The 19992-nt window shown below is 37.7% G+C and carries 20 protein-coding genes; all 20 read left to right on the forward strand.

What is annotated here, in order from left to right:
• Positions 1–104: 104 nt before the first annotated feature.
• The 20 genes from topA to hslU all read left to right on the forward strand — a co-directional run bounded on the left by topA (position 105) and on the right by hslU (position 19968).
• Entirely contained in the window at positions 105–2183 is a 2079-nt protein-coding gene (gene topA, locus ACYSNQ_RS03585; protein ID WP_426081434.1) for a type I DNA topoisomerase, read from the forward strand.
• Positions 2184–2486: 303 nt separating this feature from the next.
• Entirely contained in the window at positions 2487–3797 is a 1311-nt protein-coding gene (gene trmFO, locus ACYSNQ_RS03590; RefSeq protein WP_426081436.1) for an FADH(2)-oxidizing methylenetetrahydrofolate--tRNA-(uracil(54)-C(5))-methyltransferase TrmFO, read from the forward strand.
• 208 nt (positions 3798–4005) lie between these two features.
• A complete protein-coding gene (locus ACYSNQ_RS03595; protein ID WP_426081437.1) occupies positions 4006–4434 on the forward strand; it encodes a hypothetical protein in 429 nt (142 codons plus the stop codon).
• Positions 4435–4453: 19 nt separating this feature from the next.
• Entirely contained in the window at positions 4454–4738 is a 285-nt protein-coding gene (locus ACYSNQ_RS03600) for a hypothetical protein (protein WP_426081438.1), read from the forward strand.
• Between the two features lie 17 nt (positions 4739–4755).
• A complete protein-coding gene (locus tag ACYSNQ_RS03605; RefSeq protein WP_426081439.1) occupies positions 4756–5055 on the forward strand; it encodes a hypothetical protein in 300 nt (99 codons plus the stop codon).
• 35 nt (positions 5056–5090) lie between these two features.
• On the forward strand, positions 5091–10082 hold the full coding sequence (locus tag ACYSNQ_RS03610) for a DUF6531 domain-containing protein (protein WP_426081440.1): 4992 nt from the start codon (positions 5091–5093) through the stop codon (positions 10080–10082).
• Between the two features lie 226 nt (positions 10083–10308).
• Positions 10309–10872, forward strand: a complete 564-nt coding sequence (locus ACYSNQ_RS03615) for a hypothetical protein (RefSeq protein ID WP_426081441.1) — start codon at positions 10309–10311, stop codon at positions 10870–10872.
• Positions 10873–11318: 446 nt separating this feature from the next.
• Entirely contained in the window at positions 11319–11792 is a 474-nt protein-coding gene (locus tag ACYSNQ_RS03620) for a hypothetical protein (RefSeq protein WP_426081442.1), read from the forward strand.
• A gap of 19 nt (positions 11793–11811) precedes the next feature.
• Entirely contained in the window at positions 11812–12240 is a 429-nt protein-coding gene (locus tag ACYSNQ_RS03625; protein WP_426081443.1) for a DUF6560 family protein, read from the forward strand.
• Between the two features lie 292 nt (positions 12241–12532).
• Complete coding sequence (locus ACYSNQ_RS03630; protein ID WP_426081444.1) at positions 12533–12802, forward strand: RHS repeat-associated core domain-containing protein; 270 nt, start codon at positions 12533–12535, stop codon at positions 12800–12802.
• A 417-nt stretch (positions 12803–13219) separates the two neighbouring features.
• Positions 13220–13390, forward strand: coding sequence for a hypothetical protein (locus tag ACYSNQ_RS03635; protein WP_426081445.1), 171 nt, complete (start codon positions 13220–13222; stop codon positions 13388–13390).
• A gap of 24 nt (positions 13391–13414) precedes the next feature.
• Entirely contained in the window at positions 13415–13573 is a 159-nt protein-coding gene (locus ACYSNQ_RS03640) for a hypothetical protein (RefSeq protein WP_426081446.1), read from the forward strand.
• Positions 13574–13764: 191 nt separating this feature from the next.
• Positions 13765–14262 carry a DUF6560 family protein gene (locus ACYSNQ_RS03645; protein ID WP_426081521.1) on the forward strand — a complete coding sequence of 166 codons (498 nt, stop codon included), beginning with the start codon at positions 13765–13767 and terminating at the stop codon, positions 14260–14262.
• A 145-nt stretch (positions 14263–14407) separates the two neighbouring features.
• The gene (locus ACYSNQ_RS03650; protein WP_426081447.1) at positions 14408–14872 is read left to right on the forward strand and encodes a hypothetical protein; all 465 of its coding nucleotides are present in this window, start codon (positions 14408–14410) and stop codon (positions 14870–14872) included.
• 94 nt (positions 14873–14966) lie between these two features.
• On the forward strand, positions 14967–15434 hold the full coding sequence (locus tag ACYSNQ_RS03655; protein WP_426081449.1) for a hypothetical protein: 468 nt from the start codon (positions 14967–14969) through the stop codon (positions 15432–15434).
• 225 nt (positions 15435–15659) lie between these two features.
• Entirely contained in the window at positions 15660–16136 is a 477-nt protein-coding gene (locus ACYSNQ_RS03660) for a hypothetical protein (protein ID WP_426081450.1), read from the forward strand.
• 59 nt (positions 16137–16195) lie between these two features.
• Positions 16196–16618 carry a DUF6560 family protein gene (locus ACYSNQ_RS03665; RefSeq protein WP_426081451.1) on the forward strand — a complete coding sequence of 141 codons (423 nt, stop codon included), beginning with the start codon at positions 16196–16198 and terminating at the stop codon, positions 16616–16618.
• Between the two features lie 206 nt (positions 16619–16824).
• On the forward strand, positions 16825–17721 hold the full coding sequence (xerC, locus tag ACYSNQ_RS03670; RefSeq protein WP_426081452.1) for a tyrosine recombinase XerC: 897 nt from the start codon (positions 16825–16827) through the stop codon (positions 17719–17721).
• Positions 17722–17999: 278 nt separating this feature from the next.
• Positions 18000–18548, forward strand: coding sequence for an HslVU peptidase proteolytic subunit (gene hslV, locus ACYSNQ_RS03675; protein ID WP_426081453.1), 549 nt, complete (start codon positions 18000–18002; stop codon positions 18546–18548).
• Between the two features lie 16 nt (positions 18549–18564).
• Positions 18565–19968 carry an ATP-dependent protease ATPase subunit HslU gene (gene hslU / locus ACYSNQ_RS03680; protein ID WP_426081454.1) on the forward strand — a complete coding sequence of 468 codons (1404 nt, stop codon included), beginning with the start codon at positions 18565–18567 and terminating at the stop codon, positions 19966–19968.
• The last annotated feature ends 24 nt before the right edge of the window (positions 19969–19992 follow it).

Consider the following 19992-nt stretch of genomic DNA (forward strand, 5'->3'; position numbering starts at 1 on the left):
TCCTTGACAAACTCAAAATGAATCGATATGATGAACTACGATTTGTAAGTTTTTCACTGTATATAATAGTAGGAACAGGAAATCTGAAAGGAGCCGCACGTTTAATGGCGTATAAATACTTAGTTATTGTAGAATCACCAGCAAAAGCCAAAACGATTGAAAAATATTTAGGAAGAAACTATAAAGTCGTTGCCAGTGTTGGGCATATTCGTGATTTGCCAAAAAGTAAAATGGGTATCGATTTTGAAAATAATTATGAACCGCATTACATCTCAATTCGCGGAAAAGGCGATGTGATTAAAGGACTTAAAGCAGCCGCAAAAAAAGCAGATAAAGTTTATCTTGCAGCCGATCCGGATAGAGAGGGAGAAGCTATTGCCTGGCATCTGTCTCACTTATTAAATTTGGATATTAATGATAAAAACCGGGTCGTATTTAACGAAATCACTAAAGAAGCTGTTAAGGCAGCCTTCAAAGAACCACGGGCAATTGACGTTGATTTAGTGGATGCCCAGCAGGCACGCCGCGTATTGGATCGCATCGTTGGCTATTCTATCAGTCCGATTCTTTGGCGTAAAGTGAAAAAAGGACTTAGCGCAGGTCGAGTACAGTCTGTTGCTTTGAAAATTATTATAGACCGGGAACAGGAAATTAGAAAATTTGTTCCAGAAGAATACTGGAGTATTGACGGGAATTTCCAAAAAGGGAAAAAGAAGTTTAAAGCGAACTTTTGGGGATTAGACGGCAAAAAGAAAAAACTGCCGAATCCGGAAGCAGTAAAAGAAGTGACCAGTCGTATCAAAGGTAAAGATTATGATATTACAAAGGTTGAGAAGAAAGAGCGAAAACGCAATCCTGCGTTGCCGTTTACGACTAGTAGCCTACAACAAGAAGCTGCCAGAAAATTGAATTTTCGTACTAGAAAAACCATGATGGTTGCTCAACAGCTGTATGAAGGGATTGCACTAGGCAAGCAAGGAACTGTGGGTCTCATTACGTACATGCGTACAGACTCCACTCGATTGGCGGACTCAGCGAAAATTGAAGCTGCATCATACATTGAAGAAACTTATGGGAAAGAATACTCTGCTCACGGCGGACGCAAAGCGAAAAATGCACAGGGAGCACAGGATGCCCATGAAGCAATTCGCCCATCCAGCGTGTTAAGAACACCTGATGAGATTAAACAGTATCTTGATAAGGATCAGCTGAAGCTCTACACGCTAATTTGGTCAAGAATGGTTGCCAGTCAAATGACGCCGGCTGTCCTGGATACTATGAAGGTTACCCTTGAGCAGAATGGCGTGATTTTCATAGCAAATGGTTCCAAGGTGAAATTTAAAGGTTTTATGCAGGTGTACGTTGAAGGTCGTGATGATGGGAAGGAAGACAAAGAAAATATTCTTCCTGATATGACAGCAGGAGAAAAAGTCCAGTCTGTAGATATCGAACCAAAACAACACTTCACGCAACCGCCGGCACGTTTCAGCGAAGCGACATTAATCCGTACGCTGGAGGAAAACGGTGTAGGTCGCCCTTCTACTTATGCACCAACGCTGGAAACGATTCAACGGCGCTATTATGTGAAGCTAACGAATAAGCGCTTTGAACCAACAGAGCTTGGTGAAATTGTTAATTCGCTAATCGTTGAGTTCTTCCCTAAAATTGTGGACGTTCATTTCACTGCGTCAATGGAAGAGGATTTGGATAACATTGAAGAAGGAAAAGAAGAGTGGATTAAGGTAATTGATCAATTTTATAAACCTTTTGAAAAAGAATTGGCAACTGCAGAGGAAAAAATTGAAAAAATCCAAATCAAAGATGAACCAGCTGGTTTTGATTGTGATGTATGTGGTCATCCGATGGTCATCAAGTTAGGACGTTATGGAAAATTCTATGCCTGCAGCAACTTTCCGGATTGTCGAAATACTAAGCCAATTGTGAAGGAAATCGGTGTAGTGTGTCCAGTCTGTCATGAAGGTCAAGTAATTGAACGCAAATCGAAAAAGAACCGTCTGTTCTATGGCTGCAGCCGCTATCCTGATTGTGACTTTACATCATGGGATAAACCAATTGGCAGAAACTGTCCAAAATGTGATCAGTATCTCGTTGAGAAGAAGGTTAAAGGCGGAAAGCAAGTGGTTTGTATTAATGGCGATTATGAAGAAAATGTTCAGAAATAGCCGCTTAGCAGCAGATTCAGCTGTTGTTTCAAGATAGAAATAAACTATATATCAATGAGGTCGAGACAAAAGTGTTTAGCTCCGAGAAATAAGACGAATTATCCGAAAATTGTCAAGAAACACTACAAGGGAACCGAGTAGATGTTGATTGATACCTACCTGGAGCTTTTCATATTTTTGAGATAGTTCGGCTTATTTCCGAGAGAGCTACTTTTGGAACGCCGTTTATTCGGATTTTAGAGAAAGAAGAGTTCGGGCATTTTCTTATGTCCCAAACTCATTTTTGAAGAAAAGAGGATATAAATGACTAAAACAGTAACGGTGATTGGCGCAGGTCTTGCAGGAAGTGAGGCAGCTTGGCAAGTCGCTCAGGCTGGCGTTCCGGTAACGCTTTATGAGATGCGCCCTGTAAAGAATACTCCTGCCCATCAAACAGAAGACTTCGCCGAACTAGTATGTTCTAATTCTTTGAGAGGGAACAACCTGACAAATGCTGTCGGTGTTTTGAAGGAAGAAATGCGTCAGCTGAACTCAGTGATTATCCATTCAGCTGATGAAACTGCTGTGCCGGCAGGAGGAGCACTAGCTGTGGATCGTGATAATTTTTCAAAGTTAATCACAGAGCGAATCAAGAATCATCCGCTGATTACGGTTAAAAATGAAGAAATTACGGATATTCCTGAAGGGATTACAATTATTGCAACAGGTCCGCTAACTTCAGAAGGACTTTCAGATAAAATTAAAGAATTTAATGGTTCTGAAGGCTTTTATTTTTACGATGCTGCGGCGCCAATTATTGATCAGTCAACAATTGATATGGATAAGGTCTATTTAAAATCCCGGTATGACAAGGGAGAAGCGGCCTATTTAAATTGTCCGATGACTGAAGAAGAATTTAATCAGTTCCATCAGGCATTAATTGAAGCAGAAGTGGTTCCGCTGAAAACCTTTGAAAAAGAGAAGTTTTTTGAAGGCTGTATGCCAATTGAAGTAATGGCTAAACGTGGGATTAAAACGATGCTTTTTGGTCCAATGAAGCCTGTTGGGCTGGAAGATCCTAAAACTGGGAAACGTCCTTATGCAGTAATTCAGCTGAGACAGGATAATGCCGCTGCTTCACTTTATAATATCGTTGGATTTCAGACACATCTAAAATGGGGCGAACAAAAGCGGGTTTTCCAAATGATTCCAGGGTTGGAAAATGCTGAATTTGTCCGTTATGGTGTGATGCATCGAAATAGTTTTATGAATTCTCCTGAATTACTAGAGCCAACCTATCAAACAAAGAAACGTTCTGATTTGTTCTTTGCAGGACAAATGACTGGAGTAGAAGGTTATGTAGAGAGTGCGGCCAGTGGTCTTCTTGCCGGCATCAATGCTGCGCGTCTAGCGAAAGAAGCTGAGCCGGTTATTTTTCCAAGAGAAACAGCGATGGGGAGTATGGCATATTACATCACCCATGCAGAAGGTAAACACTTTCAACCGATGAACGCCAACTTTGGTCTGTTTCCAGAGCTGCCTGCACGTATTAAAGATAAAAAGGAACGCTATGAAGCTCTTGCTCAAAGAGCCTTATCTGTGCAAAAAGAAATGATTGAAGAGTTAAAACGATAAACAGAAAATAGAGCGAGAGACAAAGAATGTTATAAAAAGCATTCTTTGTCTTTTTTTCGTTATTAATTTAAAGAATCAAATAGCATGTTATTGTTACTTTTACCAAAAAATGTTTAGTTTTAAGAAAAAATTGAAAAAAAATTTTCGCTTGTTGTGGTAAACTATATTGTATAAAAAGAAATATTGGAGTGAGGAAGGAGCACGGAAAATGAGTGATAAAGAAAAGGAAGCGTTGGAAAGAGCCAAACGAGCTGCTAAGGAACGAAAACGGCGCGAGTTGAATGAACGGGCGGTAAAAGTACGTAAGAAAATTAATCAAGCATCTGAGTTAAAAGCCAGCTTTCAAGCAAAACAAAGCGAGCTAACCAGTGAAGTGACTCAAATAACAGCGAAAAAAAATAGTGCTTTATCTAGTCAAATTGCGAAAGAGGTACGTGTCTCCAAAGTATTTGAGGGAGTGATTGCTGAGATGCAGGCCTCTAGACTACCAGAAGGAGTGACTACCTTAGAAGAAAATATAAAAAAGGTTGAAAAGGTTATCGAAGGAATTAGTGATCAGATCAGTAAGCTTTCCAATTACCAACAGACGCAAGAGGGTATTTTATCAGGTATCATGGGTCAGCTGGCCAGCTTATAGAACAAAGGAGGAGAAAAAAATGAGTGGAAAAATTGCCGTAATTGATCAGGAATTCACACAAGTGGCAGCTGATTTAGAACGAAGCCATCAAGAGTTACTTGACGCCTATGAAAAAATTATTGAGCTTACCAAGAGTTTGAGTGCAGGAGCATTAAATACAGATGCATTAACCCCAAAAATTGATGGATTAATGGAAGGTGTTAGTTCGGATGTGATTGCCCGACTAAAGGAACTATTTACCCAAACCAAAACGGTAATTCAGGAATATGAAACCGTAATTATCAATGTAGATACAAGCTGCTAAAAGGAGGCAAACAATCAATGGGTAAGATTAATATTAATCATAGTCAAGCTAGAAGTGAGATTCAAGGAATTCAGGCACAGATAAGTGGAAGTTTACAGAGTGCTAAAAGTAGTATGAGCCAAATGAACGGCATATTACAAGAATCTGAAGGAGCCTTTGTAGATGCTTTAAAACAGCAATTTCAATCTGAAGAAGCGATTGTAACCGCTTCTGAAGCTTTTTTTTATGAGGTGTGTCAATCCTTGTTGAATGCAGTCGATGTGTACGAGGAACAAGACCAGAAACTGTCACGGAGTAGAGATCAGATTGTGTCGTAAAAGGACGAAAAATAAAAAGAGTAGGAGAATCAAGTATGAGTGTTGGAAAAGATCGCGTATTTTTATTATCTGCTATCGCAGAGTTAAAAACGGCCTATGAACAATTGTTTCAGGCGGCCAAAGAATTTAGTACAGAAGCAGAAAGTAAGGCTAAAAGCCTTCAGTCTTTACTTGGCCAAGTTCCTTCTGAGGCAAAAAGCAGTCAGCTCTCTGGAAGTATCTCCGGATTGAAATTGGAAAAGGACGAATTTCAGGAGCTGCTGGATAAGCTAACGCGTGATGTAGAAAAACTGCAGAATGACCTGCCCGCTTTGGATCAGGCAGCAGCTGCCAATGTGAATGATTTACAAAGTGCCGCAGATCAGCTGGCTAGTCTATTTAAAGAATACCAGTCTTTTATCAAGGGCGGCTTTACCGCTCAGGATGTGGATTCTTTTAAAAAATCACTCTCTAAAATGCGGATGCAAAACGGCATGCGCATGTCAGATATTGATAAGACGCTGCAGCGCGTATTAGACACATCGAAAGGGTTGGCTGTGGTCAGTGCTTATTACAGTAAAGACCCAGTAAACTTAACCACGGGTAATTTCAGTGCAGATAAAGAAGACCTGACTGTTCGCGGCGAAATACCCTTAGTATTCAAGCGCACGTATAATGTCATGGATGAGTATCGTGGGGCGTTAGGAGAACACTGGGTACATAGCTTCGAAGTACAGCTGTATCCGAAAAAAAAAGAAGGTCAGCTCAAAGTCATGATGGAAGACGGCAATGCGGTCTTTTATGAGGAACGGGAAGAAAATCACTACGTCGCTCCCTTGTTCCCTGCCCATCAATTAGTGAAGACAGCGACAGGCTATCAGTTAACGTTAGAAGACCAAACGGTCTATTCGTTTAACCTACAAGGACAATGGATTCAAAAAGAGATGGAGAATGGTCAGAAAATCCTTCTATCCTACAATAGCCAAAACCAACTGAAAAAAGTTAGCAGCTTGTCAGGATATCTGCGTTTTCGCTATCATCCAGACGGCTATTTGAGTATGGTGAAGGACCAAACGAATCGAAAGCTCCAGTTTTTCTATGCCAATGACTGTTTAATTAAAGTAATCGGTGTGACGAAAGAGACCCTGCGTTATCAGTACAATGATAAAAAGGAGTTGCTCACGCTGACGAACTCGCGGGGAATTGACTTGGTTCAAAATACGTACGATTATCTGGGACGAACCACTCGACAGGTCTTTCCTGACGGGGGCGTGATGACGTATGCGTATGAGGATGAACAGAAAACCATTACTGTGACAGAACAAAACGGCAACCAAGTCACCTATTATCGGGATAAGCAGTATCGAAATACTCGAGCGGTTTATGCAGATGGGGAAGAAGTCAGTGTCTATAACGGACAGAATCAGTTAGTAGCCTTTACGGATAAGCGGGGGAACAAGACGCAATACAGCTATGACGAACGAGGCAATCAAACGAATATCACCAACGCTTTGGGCGAAACGGTCACCCTTACGTACGATGAACAGAATCATCCAATTCAGATCAGACAAGCGAATGGCGGAACATTCCGCTTCTGCTATGAAGACAACCAACTGGTCGAGGTAAAAAATCCGTTAAATCATACTTCTAGTATCCGTTACGATGGGCAGAAACGACCAATTGAAGTACGACAGCCAGATGGCAGTCAGTTAACCTTTACCTACGATGAACGAGGGAATATCCAGACCATTGGGCAACCGAATGGCAGTCTGGCACATTATGTGTACGATGAACGCAATCAAGTCATCCAAACCACTGATCCGAACGGAAATGACAGCCAGTATAGCTATGATGAGCAAGGAAATCTGTTAACGATTACTAATGCCGCAGGAGCCACTAGAGAATACACCTATAATGGAATCAACAAAATCACACAGATAAAAGATTTTGACGGTACACTCACTATACAGGAATATAATAATTTAGGAAAAATTGAAAAAGTTGTCAACCCACGTGGCGGAATAACGGAGCTTGAGTATGATTTGATGTGGAACATTTCTAAGGTTAGACAGCCCAATGGGGCTGAGACACTTTTTCAATATAATCAACTGAATCAGTTGGTGAAAACAACTAATGCTCTCGGGCATAGTACTATGGTTACTTATGATGCAGTGGGTAACCCGTTGGAAATTGTTGGACCTAGTCAATCTACAAGAAGCTTTCGTTATGATGCATTAAATCGCCCAACTAAAGTAGTCGATGCATCGGGTCATGAAACACGCTACACGTATGATCGTTCTGGAAAAATCGCGTCAATTATGGATAGTAAAGGACAGACAACCGCTTTTCGTTATGATGCTATAGGACAGCTAGTGGAACAAGTGAACCCATTAGGACACAAGACGCGGTTTACGTATACCGCATTAGGAAAAGTGGCAGCCGTCGAGGATCCGAACGGTGGAGTGACGACCTACGACTATTATCCAGGTGGGAAGCTGAAAACCGTTCAGTACCCGGCGGGAGAGACGATTCAGTATACCTATGACAACAATGAAAATGTCATAGAAAAACAAGTAGGAATGCAAGGTCCAACCCACTACAGCTATGATCGACTCAATCAAATAACAGCTATTACAAACCCGCTTGGGCATACGAAGAAATTCAGCTATGATGAAGCTGGCAGAGTTGTTCTGTTTCAGGATGAGACAGGAGCCATTACTGAGTACGATTATCTTCCTACGGGAGAGCTAGCACAGGTTAGGGATGCATTAGGAAATGTTACCAGCTATTCTTATGATGAAGTAGGAAATCTGATTCAGATGGAACAGCCGACTATTGATAAAGACTATACAGAAGCTCAACAATTGAATCGCAGAACTATGTATCACTATGATCTTCTAGGGAATGTGACACAAGTTATTGATGCGCTCGGCAACGAAGAAAGCTATCGTTATGATGAAGAGAATCATTTAATTGAAAAGATTGACAAGGACGGGTTCCATACACGTCTTTCCTACACAGAGACAGGACGCATGAACGCCATTCGTTATGATGACGGCAAAGAGGTGCAGCTTCAATACAATGAATTGCGGCAGTTAGTAGCAGTGCAGGACTGGCTGGGCAAAACAACGATGGAACTGGATGCGTTAGGCCGAATTTTACAACTGACCACCCCGGATGACCAACAGCTTCGCTATGAATGGGACGCATTAGGGAATCGAACCAAGCTTATCTATCCGGACGGCAAAGAAGCCGCCTATACCTATGATTCTTCAAGTAAGCTAACAAGATTACGCAGTGACCAGCAAGAATATACGTATCGGTACAATGAACGTGGTCAGCTGATTGAGAAGCAGCAGCCGGCTGGGCTTACGTCTTCTTATCAGTATGATGCAGCGTATCAATTGACCGAGCTGGTTCATCAGCAGCATGGCGAGGTATTAGAGCATTATCAGTATCACTACAATGAAGCAGGGAATAAAACTCACATTGAGAAGCAGAGAAAAGGACTGTTAGAGGAAAGTGGTCAGTTCCTGTATCACTATGACCCCTTACAGCGATTGACAGAGGTTCAAAAAGACGGAGATTCTCTCAGAAGATATACGTATGATGCCTTTGGCAACCGCATTGCTAAAAGTGAAAAAGACCAAACGACACACTATACGTACAATGCGTTAAATCAATTGATACACCAAGAACAGCCAAATCAAAGTCGCACTATGCGTTATGATAAGCGGGGAAATCTAGTGGAAGAATTATTAGATAACCACCTGCATAAATCTTTTGAGTTCGATGCAACAAATATGATGACGAAGGTCATTCAACCAACGGTTGGAGAAGCCACGTATGACTATAATGGACTGCGGAATCGTGTAGGACAGACAATTGTAAAAGCAGATGAGCCGTTGAAGCAAATTCAGTATGTGTTGGATTTGACAAAGCCTTACAACAATCTATTGGAACGAAAAGTCAATGAAGACACAGAAAGCTATTTATGGGATAATCAATTATTGGCAATGGATGGGGAAGAGCAGTTTCTGCTGGATGAGCTAGGCAGTCCGTTACGTCAATTGACAGCTGGTGGCAGCCAAGAGCTGTTTGCCTATGACGAGTTTGGGGTAGCGCAGCAAAGCCAAGCGGGTGTCTTTGGTTTTACTGGTTATCAGCAGGATGAAATCAGCGGACTGAACTATGCACAGGCGAGGTATTATAATCAAGAGCAAGGGCGGTTTATTAGTGAGGATAAAATAAGTGGAATACTAACTGTGCCATCTACACTCAATGCTTTTAGTTATGTTTGGAATAACCCGATAAATCTTGTAGATAAAGATGGGAATTGGCCATCTTGGGATGATATCGGACAAGGCTTGAGTGATGTAGGAAATTGGTTAGGGGAAAATGTCTTTGGAACCAGTAATACTATTGAAGTACAAGGGCCAGAAATAGATGGTGGATTAGTTTATACGGAGTCTTCTCAATCAATGACCGAAGAATCTGGAGGGAATATTTTTGTTTTGAATAGTACAAATGGTTCTGTTGATGGATTTTCAATCAATTTACCTTCTATAGATACACCTTGGGGAAGCTTTGGCTTCGAAGGGACAAGTGTTGGCTTAAGCTGGGGAGATGGGCTATCGGTGGATGCCTCAGCGAGTGTTGAAGCATTTTCTCATGGAGTTAGTGCAAATGCAAATGTAGTGATTGGTAATGAAGATGGTATAGGGGGAGGGCTAGATATTGGTGTTCATAATGAAGATAATAAATGGGGGGCAGGACTAGATATTGGTGTATTGGGAGATACAAAGTTATTTGGATTTCATGATTTTACAGATGAAAATGGAGTAACTACTCATGTAGAGACTGGAATAAAGGTTAATACTCTTGGACTAGCTTTGGTAGTTGTATTGGCTATAGCGTTTGGACCGGCAGTTCTTGCTGCCTTAGGTACAGCAGGTGCAACTGCATTAGGAACTCTATCTACTTTTGTCGCTGCTTTATTAAGTAATCCAGGATTCGCCAATGCAGCAAATAATGCTTGCTTAAGTTAAAGTGTTTATTTTTCTAGTCAATTAAATTACTCGATTTTAATGTATGAGACATGTAAAAGCATCTGAAGTTGTTTGGTTTCATAATTAGAAAGAGATAGCCTAAGTAAATAATGGAAATCCTAAAATTATATTATCTTTAAAAAAATAGATAAACTACTCATTTTTTTGTTAACAAATAGAAATCTGCTTGATCTTATCCCGGTTAGAAAAAGAAAGGAGATATTTTTTGGTTAAAAAAAATCGAAATATCTTACTACTAGTAATTGGAACAGTTTTACTAGGTATAATTCTGTTCAAATCTTTCTATAATACTGACAATCAAAAAAATACTAATAATCCATATGGAGTTACTGATGGAGAAATCGTAGCCGAATTTTCTGATAGAGATTGGACAGACATTATAATAAAAGAAAAGCAAAATATGGAGTTTTCTTCTTTTGTCAAAAATGGAAAGAAAATGGAAATCCAAAAATCTCTATCTAGAAAAGCAAAGTATTATTTTGATTATAGTGCTCGTGAGAACGTAGAAGGAAAAAATGGTGAAACTCTTGAGAAGGCAGTGAGAGAACATTTAGCACTTTTAGCTACTTCATATAAAAATCTTGATGAAAAACCTGCTCATCAACCATATTATGGTGTAAGTATCCACGCGGAAATCGCCGATTTAACAGTTAATGGGCAGCTACCTACTGAGATTATTGAGTATAATGAAGGAAAGAATATATTTTATATCTGGTATTTCGAACATATACTACTTGATGCTAAAAACATAAAAGTAGCTCTCAAATAAAAATATGGAGCAGCTTTTCGTGTAAATCGATTAGCTGTTCCATGTTTTTATGTTTCATAATTTGATAGCTCTAAGTAGACTTGTTTGGTTAGGTGACTCTCTTAAAAAATATGCACCTAGTGTGCTTTCGACAATCGAATCGCTAAAACAGAAGAAAATGGAACAACTAACTATCAGTGCAATGCATTAAACCAGCTAAATCGATAAGAGCTTCCAGATTAAATTAAGACAATGCGTTATAAAAGATGATGGTGCGATATTTACAGGTATATTAGGAAATAATAGCGTTAGAATGATTTTAGACGAATTGATTAAAGGATTAACAAATCCAAAAATGATAATTGAGCCATTTACTGGTGAAATGTTCAAAAATCTTATTGAAAATAAAGATGCTTGTTTAGAATAATAATTTATGTCTAAAATTTTTGAAAGTCAGAGATTACAAAATGAGCAAATCTTATCTTGTATTATTGTATGGGTTAGTAATTGCTTTTACAGCAATGTCAGTGATTGGTACTATTAAAATAATTAAAAATGAAAATTTTATAAGTTATAAAAAAGCAGCACCTTCTAAGCAAAAATTGATGAAAAAGCATGAAAAAAAAGTAAATTTAGTTGTAAAAGTATTATTTTTACTTTGGATGAGTATAGTGATGTGGGGTCTAGTAGTACCTGGAATTCGAGATATACCTAATGTTTTAAATGGAGACTATAAAACAATTGAAGGAACAGCATTAACTTCGGCTGGGACAAGTAATCAGAGAGTTCCAAAAATTGTTACAATACAAGATAAACAAAAAAATGAGCAAATTCGACTAAGATTTTATTCGGCTAAATCAATTCAAAAGGGAGATTTTTTAAAAGTTGTGTATTTGCCCCATCTGAAAAGAGGTACACTATTGGAATTGGAATCTCACTAAGAAAGTTGGAAAGAAAATAATGCGTTCATATAATTTAAAAATACCTCAAGCATTGATTTTTGTACTGAAATTATTAATGTATGTTGGAATGGGATTGATTGTTTTCTCGATGCTTCCTAAATTATTCGGTCATACAGGCGGAACTTTTGGTCATGTTATGATGGGTTTGTTTATGATGTTAACGAGCTTTTTAATTATTGTGGCAGTTAAACGCTGGCAAATTCGTGTAGAAGGCGAGCAAATAACGATTAGATATTCTTTAAAAAAAGAGCGAATGTTAACGTTTGAGGATATCGATTATGCTTCTATTGGATTAAAGGATGAGTTGAGGCTTTATTCTAAAGAAAAGAAAATAGTTACAATTGATCGTTTAGTAGTTAACATAGGAGATTTTATTAAAGTTTTAAAGGAAAGAAAAATAAAAATTGAGTATCAGGAGCAAGAATAAAAAAACTTTAGGAATTTTTCTAGGAAAAAGAATATGATTTTTGCAACATTTTTTAACATACTAAGACGAATCTTTATTCAAATTATATGCAAAAAAGAGATTATGAAAAAGTCCAGTATATTAAATATTGACAATCAAAAAATACTTCTGATAAAGTAATTTATATACAGAAAAAAACTATGAAATATTTATTTTTAGGGTGGAGAAAGAACTAGAATACTAGTTTATTTCTTACACTCTTTACTAATCTACAGTAGAAATCATCTATTGGTATGGAAAAACTTATGGAATCATGGGAAATCATGAGGAGTATTGTTCGTCTATAGATTATCAAAAAAACGAAATTAGTGGACTGAACTATGGACAGGCGAGGTATTATGATCAAGAGCAAGGGCGGTTTATTAGTAAGGATATGCATTGGAATCCTGATAATATGATTTATGGTGAACAACAAATTTTTAGCGAAATACCCAATCCTTTACAAAAATTTGTTCCTGATCCATTAGCAATAGGGCAGAGTACAAATTCATATGTTTATACAATGAATAATCCGTTAACCTAAGTTGATTCAAATGGACTATGGTTACATATTGCTGTTAGTGCGGTTGTTGGTGGTGCAGTTGGACTGGTAACTCAAGTCGCTTCTGATGTTATTTCTGGAAAACCATCCTCTGTCAGTAACTATGTTTCATCAATTGCAGGAGGGGCTGTAGGAGGAGCTGCTACGGCAACACTTATAAATGGTGTAGCTGAGTTTGAGTTTTTCGGTGGCAACAAGGAGCTTTCTTGGCAAAATGTTGGTAATTTAGCATTTGATACGGTTATTAATGCTGGAATTGGAGCAGGTGTCGGAGCTGTTACTGGTTGGGCTGGTGATAAATTAAGCAATAAATTGGGTTTAACTGGACAGCATAGCTGGGAAAGTCTTGCAAGGCGAGCTAACACAAATATTAAGAGGGGGCACTGGACACTAGGGAGTTTGAGTTCACGAACGTGGGGGAAAATTTTAGGATTGGAAACGATTGGAGGAATTCCTCAAACAGTAGTTGATGTATTCGAAGGCATATTTGATTTCTTAGGTGTAATTCTAGACTGGCTTCAAAACTTAGGGTTTGAAGTTGTTGACGATACGTGTGTGCTCAATGAGTGATAAGTCAATTAAGGAGGATTCACCTTGAACGAATTATTGGCAAATTTTTATAAACAACTTTTTCTCACGTTAGTTTTTACAGGAGTATTCATCTATATAGTATATAAGAAAGTTAGATTAATTAAATGGGAAAATGCACCTAAAGAATCTAGAAAATCAATGAAAAGAAATCAAAAAAAATAACTTTTCTTGTAAATACGTTTATTGGCTTAGGTATTGCAGGCTCATGGGTTAGTCTCGCTAGTAACTATTCCCATATACAAGTTGGCAACTATGAATCTATTTCATTCCCACAATCAATTAGTAACAAAACAGCAAATTCTGATAATGAAACTGTTAACGATACTAGGGATAATGGCTTAGCGACTATTGCTATTAGAGTTGTAGCGGTTAGTGCTTCTTTAGTTATCATTCGTATAATTATGAGACGTGTATCCAATAGGAAAGTAGAAGGTGATAAAAAAGTGAAAAAAAATCTTGTCGTTTTTCCTGCCATAGTCATCTCGTTATTTAGATTCGGTGTTATATTAGGAGTGCTCACAATCATCTTCTTTTTGTATGCTTACTTTAAAATGAATGGTGGAATCTCACATATTATTTTGGGGATAGTTATATTTTTAATTCTTTCACTCCTATACTTTATGTTTAATCGTTGGAGAGTTGAAATAGAAGGAGACTCCGTTACAGTGATACCAATGCTTGGAAAGAAGAAAAAGGTTTCACTTTCGGAGATTAAGCAAATCATTAAAAAAGAGTCTGGTGCGGTAGTTCTTATAAGAACCAATGGTAAAAAATTTGTTTCGATTGAACCTCAAAGTGATGGCTTACAAAATTTTTTGAACGCTTTAAAAAAGGAAGGAATTTCTTTTTAAAATTTTAATTATATGAATCCAGTTAAACGTATAAAGAGTAGCTTTTACTTCAAAGAGTTATAACTAAAGCGAGAGAATCAATTGTCTTTTGTTTAATCGGGTTCATATAAAGTAAAACTAAAACGTACAAGGACTAGTGTGAATAATGATAATTCTATCTGTACTAAGTTCACTTTTCTTCTCAATATTATTTATATCAGGATACATTAAAATAGCTCAAAGAAAAGAACTGCTATATCCAACGAAAAAGGCAACAGAACAACAGAAAAAGAATATGCACAAACTTAATATTTTTCTGAAATTAGCACTTTTATTTCTTTCCCCATATATATGGTGGACGCTAATTATTCCTGTAGCACGAGATATTCCGAATATTGTTACAGGAAATTTGCCAGAAGTAGAAGGCAGACTATTAAAGGATGCAAATTATGGTGCTTCTCCTTCAAGAAAGAAGATAGTTGTAAAAACAGTAAATGGTGAGGAAATAAAGATTATTTTGTATTCGAATCGCATGAAAAAGGGGGATTATGTAAAAATTCAGCATCTTACTTATCAAAAATCTGGAGATACTTATTATGGTAAAATATTAACCCATAAAAAAAGTGAATAAGAATTCTCGATTGCTAAGGTATACGAAAAATATTCGGTAAATACAAACTATTAAAAGAATATATCAAGTGCCTAGGATAAAAAAAGGAAAAATAATGAATAATTATCTATATTATCGTAATTTTGTGGTTACAATAGCAACATTTATCGTATTGATTTTTCTATCAGTAAAATATTTTAGAGGTGGGGTGTTATTTACTCCTGAAAGGGCAGTTTCTTCAACGAAAGATTTTGTCAGTAAATATGGCCGAATAATGACAACAGGGGTATATCTTGTCTTTTTAGTTTTATGTTTAGTTGTTCTTTCTGGTGGTGTGAATCTAATTAAGGATTTGCCTTATGTTTTAGAAAAGAAATACATCGCTATTTCAGGACCAGCAGTTAATCAATCCACCGGAAAAGAGACAAATAAAGTACGTGCAATAAAAATTAAAGATGATAAAACTGGAGAAATTATCCATGTTAGCTTTTATGGAGATAAAACAATTCATAAAGGGGATTTTTTAGAACTCTATTATTATCCCAATTCTCATATAGGAGCTTATCAAAATTCTGAAGACTAAAGGTAAAGATGAACTAAAAGAAGAACAGATTAGTAGATTGTTTGTTCTTCTTTTTACTAGAAAACAATGTTTTTGATTAACTACTATCAATTTGAGCTTTTGATTTCAGATGTATTATAGAGTAGAAGATGTCCATATTCTTAGCAATTTTTATGATGATGACGTTCCTTCAACGATATTAACATTGATATTAGTAAGCAAATCGAAGCTGGAAAAGGAGCGCAAATGAAAACTATAATTAAAATAGCTCTTGGGACCTTAGGTGTTATTGGGTTGTTGGCAGCTGGTTATTTTTTATTGGTTTTGTATCTTTTCAATCCGGCACAAGATTCAAGAAGTGAGGAAATCTTTTCTGCCAATGATTCTCCTTCCGGGAAATATGAGCTGCTTCAAGTAAATACAGAAGATGAGGCTGAAGTGCCTGGTTATTCGTTTAATGTGTGGGAAAAGGGAAGCAAAAATACAACAATTTATGAAGCAAATGATTATTTTAGAAAGCGAGATCGTTTTATTCTTTCTTGGGGAGATAATGAAGATATCATTTGGGTGTACAGTGGTGATTTAGGTCTTTTTTATTGGACGAATGAAGGAGATAGTTGGACCAAGCATGACTTTGCTGATGAAATAATCGATAGTAATCGTATACCAGCTGAGCTTTGGAAAGATTTGCCTAATAGTTACAAGCAACAATACGGAGACTAATTTAATTAACAGATGAATCAGATTAAATTCGAAAAAACCATAAAAATTGGAGTGAAAGCATGCGTTCTTACGAATTGACAATTCCTTATGGATTAATACTTGTATTGAAAATGATGATTTATTGTGGATTAGGATTTTTTATCCTTTTCTTACTATTTAAACTATTTGGAAATCAAAGTGCTACCTATGGGCATCTGTATTTCTTTTTAATTTTTGCCTTAATAGGTTTTGTTGGTATGCTTGCAGCCAAAAGATGGCGCATCTATGTGAAAAATGAAGAAATCACGATAAGATACTCTGTAAAGAAGGAACGCCGACTGACATTTGCAGATATTGACTATGCTTCTATGGGACTAAAACATGAGCTTAGTCTCTTCTCTAATGGAAAAAAGATGGTTACTATTGATCGTCTAACCGTTAATCGAGAGCAATTCCTTGAAGACTTAAAAGAACGGCAAATAAAAATTAGCTATCAGGAATAGCTGTTATAATATCATAAATAAACAGCTTTCCTTAGAACCCTGAACAATGTTTCCGGGTTCTTTATTTTGGCAAGAAGAACCTGCTAACGTTAGAAAAAATTATGAATTGTGAACAAATTTAGAAATATTGATTAAATTCTGACAATTCATTTGTCTTTTAATTTTGGTTATGCTAAAGTTACAGTGTAATTGCTGGAGGGGGTTTCATGGATAAGAATTGGATTGAATTATTTTTCAATTATTTACTAGTTGAGAAAGGATATTCTGATAAGACAAAAATTGCTTATGAGAATGATTTAACTCATTTTCTGGCATTTCTAAAGGAATCCGGAAATGAGGATTATCTTTCAATAGATCATTTGGATGTACGTACTTATTTAGGTGTTTTGTACGATGAAGAGTACAGTAGAAATTCTGTCGGGCGTAAAGTCGCCAGCCTACGAACCTTTTATCAATTTTTACTGAAAAATGAACAAATAACTGAAAATCCGTTTTCCTATGTTCATTTGAAAAGAAAGCAGCAGAAGCTGCCTCGTTTTTTTTATGAAAAGGAAATGGACAAGCTTTTTGAAGCAGCACAGGGAGACAAGCCGCTGGAATTGAGAAATCTGGCATTGCTGGAAGTTTTATATGGTACTGGGCTTCGACTTAGTGAATGTGCGTCACTCACGTTGGAAAGAGTGGATTTTCCTATGAGCACGTTGTTTATCACGGGAAAAGGAGATAAGGACAGATATGTTCCTTTTGGTTCTTTTGCTGCAGATGCTCTGACTGTTTATCTGGAGAATGGCCGAAAACCTTTGATGGAGAAATATGGTAAGGAGCACAGCTATATCTTTGTAAATCATCGGGGAGACCCTATTACACCAACAGGGATTGAGTATGTTTTAAACCAGCTGATAAAAAAGAGTAGTCTGAATATGGATATTCACCCGCATATGCTGCGGCATACCTTTGCTACTCATCTGTTAAATAATGGAGCGGACATGCGGACGGTTCAAGAGCTTTTAGGGCATGTTAATTTATCGACTACACAAATTTATGCTCATGTCACCAGAGAAAGTCTTCAAAAAAACTACCGAAATTTTCATCCGCGGGCGTAGAGCAAATCTTAATATTATATGTTCTTTGTATGAAAATATACTTTGCCGTTCACTAGGCGGAGAGTAACTAAGGAAGCGTTCGTAAGGTTTGTTGTCATAAAAATAACATGTACGTTGTTATACTTGATGTTTGTAGTATAAGCAAGCTGAATAATTTGTCTTTGAAAAGCTTGGAGCGACAGATAATTTCAATATTAGAATAAATAGAATCTTGCATTCATTAAATTATAAAATCATCAAAAACTATGAATGAGTAACGATAACCAGGAGGATGTAGCATGGTAGAATCACAATTTCATTCAACAACCATATGTGCTGTTGAAAAAGATGGAAAATTTGCGATGGCCGGAGATGGTCAGGTAACGATGGGCGAATCTGTTGTTATGAAAGGTACTGCAAAGAAAGTGCGTAGAATCTACAACGATGAGGTTGTTGTTGGTTTTGCCGGTAGTGTGGCGGATGCCTTTACTTTAGAAGAAAAATTTGAAGGAAAACTAAATGAATACAACGGCAATCTAACTAGAGCCGCAGTTGAGCTGGCTCAGGAATGGCGGACGCAGCAGTCTATGCAAAAGCTGGAAGCAATGCTGATTGTAATGAACAAAAAAGAGATGCTGCTGGTTTCCGGAACAGGAGAAGTTATTACTCCAGATGATGGGATTTTGGCTATCGGTTCGGGCGGAAATTTTGCGCTGTCTGCTGCTCGAGCAATGAAGCATTATGGAGACAAAGAGATGTCAGCTAAGGAAATTGCAGAAAATGCACTGAATATTGCTGCGGATATCTGCGTATTTACGAACCACAATATTATTGTAGAAGAAATATAAATGAGGGATAAATAGTATGAAAGAATTAAATAAAACACCAAGAGAAATCGTGAAAGAGCTGGATGAGTATATCGTTGGGCAGACAAATGCTAAAAAATCAGTGGCAGTAGCTCTTAGAAACCGTTATCGTCGGCTGCAGCTGGATGAAAAAATGCAGCAGGATGTCACACCCAAAAATCTGCTGATGATTGGACCGACTGGTGTAGGTAAGACGGAGATAGCCAGACGACTGGCGACGATTGTCAATGCGCCGTTTATTAAGGTTGAGGCAACGAAATTCACTGAGGTTGGTTATGTGGGCCGCGATGTGGAATCAATGGTTCGTGATTTAGTCGAAAATGCAATTAAAATTGTTGAAAAACAACAGTATAGTAACGTATACGCACAAGCTTTGCGAAAAGCCAATGAGCGTTTGGTTAAAGCGCTGGTTCCTGGAATCAAAAAAGAACAAAAGCAGGCAAGCGGCAATCAGTTTGATCAAATGATGAAAATGTTTAGCGCGGGACAACAGCCTGAAGAAACACAGGAAGAGGTTACTGAAGAAATCAAGGTCAATCGAAAAACCGTTTTGGATCAGTTGGAACGCGGACTTCTGGATCAGCGTGAAGTAACGATTGAAATTGATGAACCAAAGAAAACAATGCCGATGATGAATTCTGGAATGGAACAGATGGGGATTGATTTGGGTGAAACTTTAGGTGCACTGTCTCCGAGGAAAAAAGTGGACCGCACTGTTACAGTTAAGGAAGCACAGGAGCTTCTAGTTAAGGAAGAGTCTGCCAAAATTGTTAACGATGCTGATATTCATAGTGCAGCGATTAAGCTGGCAGAATCCAGCGGGATTATTTTTATCGATGAGTTTGATAAAATCACAACAAAGAATCAGCAAAATTCTGGTGAAGTATCACGAGAAGGCGTTCAAAGAGATATTTTACCAATAGTTGAAGGTTCTCAGGTGAATACAAAATACGGAGTCATTCAAACCGACCATATTTTATTCATCGCTTCTGGCGCTTTCCATTTGGCGAAGCCGAGTGACTTGATTCCAGAGCTTCAAGGGCGTTTTCCTATTAGAGTAGAGCTGGAAGACTTAACAGCAGAGGATTTTGTACGTATCCTAACGGAACCGAACAACGCTTTAATCAAGCAGTATATTGCATTGATTGGCACAGAGAATGTTACTGTAACCTTTACTAAGGAGGCGATTGAGCGAATTGCTCATATTGCGTTTACAGTAAATCGGGAAACAGATAATATCGGTGCCAGAAGACTCCACACGATTTTAGAACGTTTACTGGAAGAGCTGTTGTTTGAAGCTCCTGATATGCAGATGGGGGAAATAACCATTACAGAAGCATACGTAAACGAAAAACTAAATGACATTGCGCAAAATGAAGATTTAAGTCGTTACATCTTATAAGTATAAGCAGGAAAAGGGGTAGAA

The organism is Enterococcus sp. LJL51 (assembly GCF_054871795.1).

Coding starts and splice junctions, on each gene's coding strand:
- topA (WP_426081434.1), top strand. CDS start 105: ATGGCGTATAAATACTTAGTTATTGTAGAATCACCAGCAAAAGCCAAA.
- trmFO (WP_426081436.1), top strand. CDS start 2,487: ATGACTAAAACAGTAACGGTGATTGGCGCAGGTCTTGCAGGAAGTGAG.
- ACYSNQ_RS03595 (WP_426081437.1), top strand. CDS start 4,006: ATGAGTGATAAAGAAAAGGAAGCGTTGGAAAGAGCCAAACGAGCTGCT.
- ACYSNQ_RS03600 (WP_426081438.1), top strand. CDS start 4,454: ATGAGTGGAAAAATTGCCGTAATTGATCAGGAATTCACACAAGTGGCA.
- ACYSNQ_RS03605 (WP_426081439.1), top strand. CDS start 4,756: ATGGGTAAGATTAATATTAATCATAGTCAAGCTAGAAGTGAGATTCAA.
- ACYSNQ_RS03610 (WP_426081440.1), top strand. CDS start 5,091: ATGAGTGTTGGAAAAGATCGCGTATTTTTATTATCTGCTATCGCAGAG.
- ACYSNQ_RS03620 (WP_426081442.1), top strand. CDS start 11,319: ATGAGCAAATCTTATCTTGTATTATTGTATGGGTTAGTAATTGCTTTT.
- ACYSNQ_RS03625 (WP_426081443.1), top strand. CDS start 11,812: ATGCGTTCATATAATTTAAAAATACCTCAAGCATTGATTTTTGTACTG.
- ACYSNQ_RS03630 (WP_426081444.1), top strand. CDS start 12,533: ATGGGAAATCATGAGGAGTATTGTTCGTCTATAGATTATCAAAAAAAC.
- ACYSNQ_RS03650 (WP_426081447.1), top strand. CDS start 14,408: ATGATAATTCTATCTGTACTAAGTTCACTTTTCTTCTCAATATTATTT.
- ACYSNQ_RS03655 (WP_426081449.1), top strand. CDS start 14,967: ATGAATAATTATCTATATTATCGTAATTTTGTGGTTACAATAGCAACA.
- ACYSNQ_RS03660 (WP_426081450.1), top strand. CDS start 15,660: ATGAAAACTATAATTAAAATAGCTCTTGGGACCTTAGGTGTTATTGGG.
- ACYSNQ_RS03665 (WP_426081451.1), top strand. CDS start 16,196: ATGCGTTCTTACGAATTGACAATTCCTTATGGATTAATACTTGTATTG.
- xerC (WP_426081452.1), top strand. CDS start 16,825: ATGGATAAGAATTGGATTGAATTATTTTTCAATTATTTACTAGTTGAG.
- hslV (WP_426081453.1), top strand. CDS start 18,000: ATGGTAGAATCACAATTTCATTCAACAACCATATGTGCTGTTGAAAAA.
- hslU (WP_426081454.1), top strand. CDS start 18,565: ATGAAAGAATTAAATAAAACACCAAGAGAAATCGTGAAAGAGCTGGAT.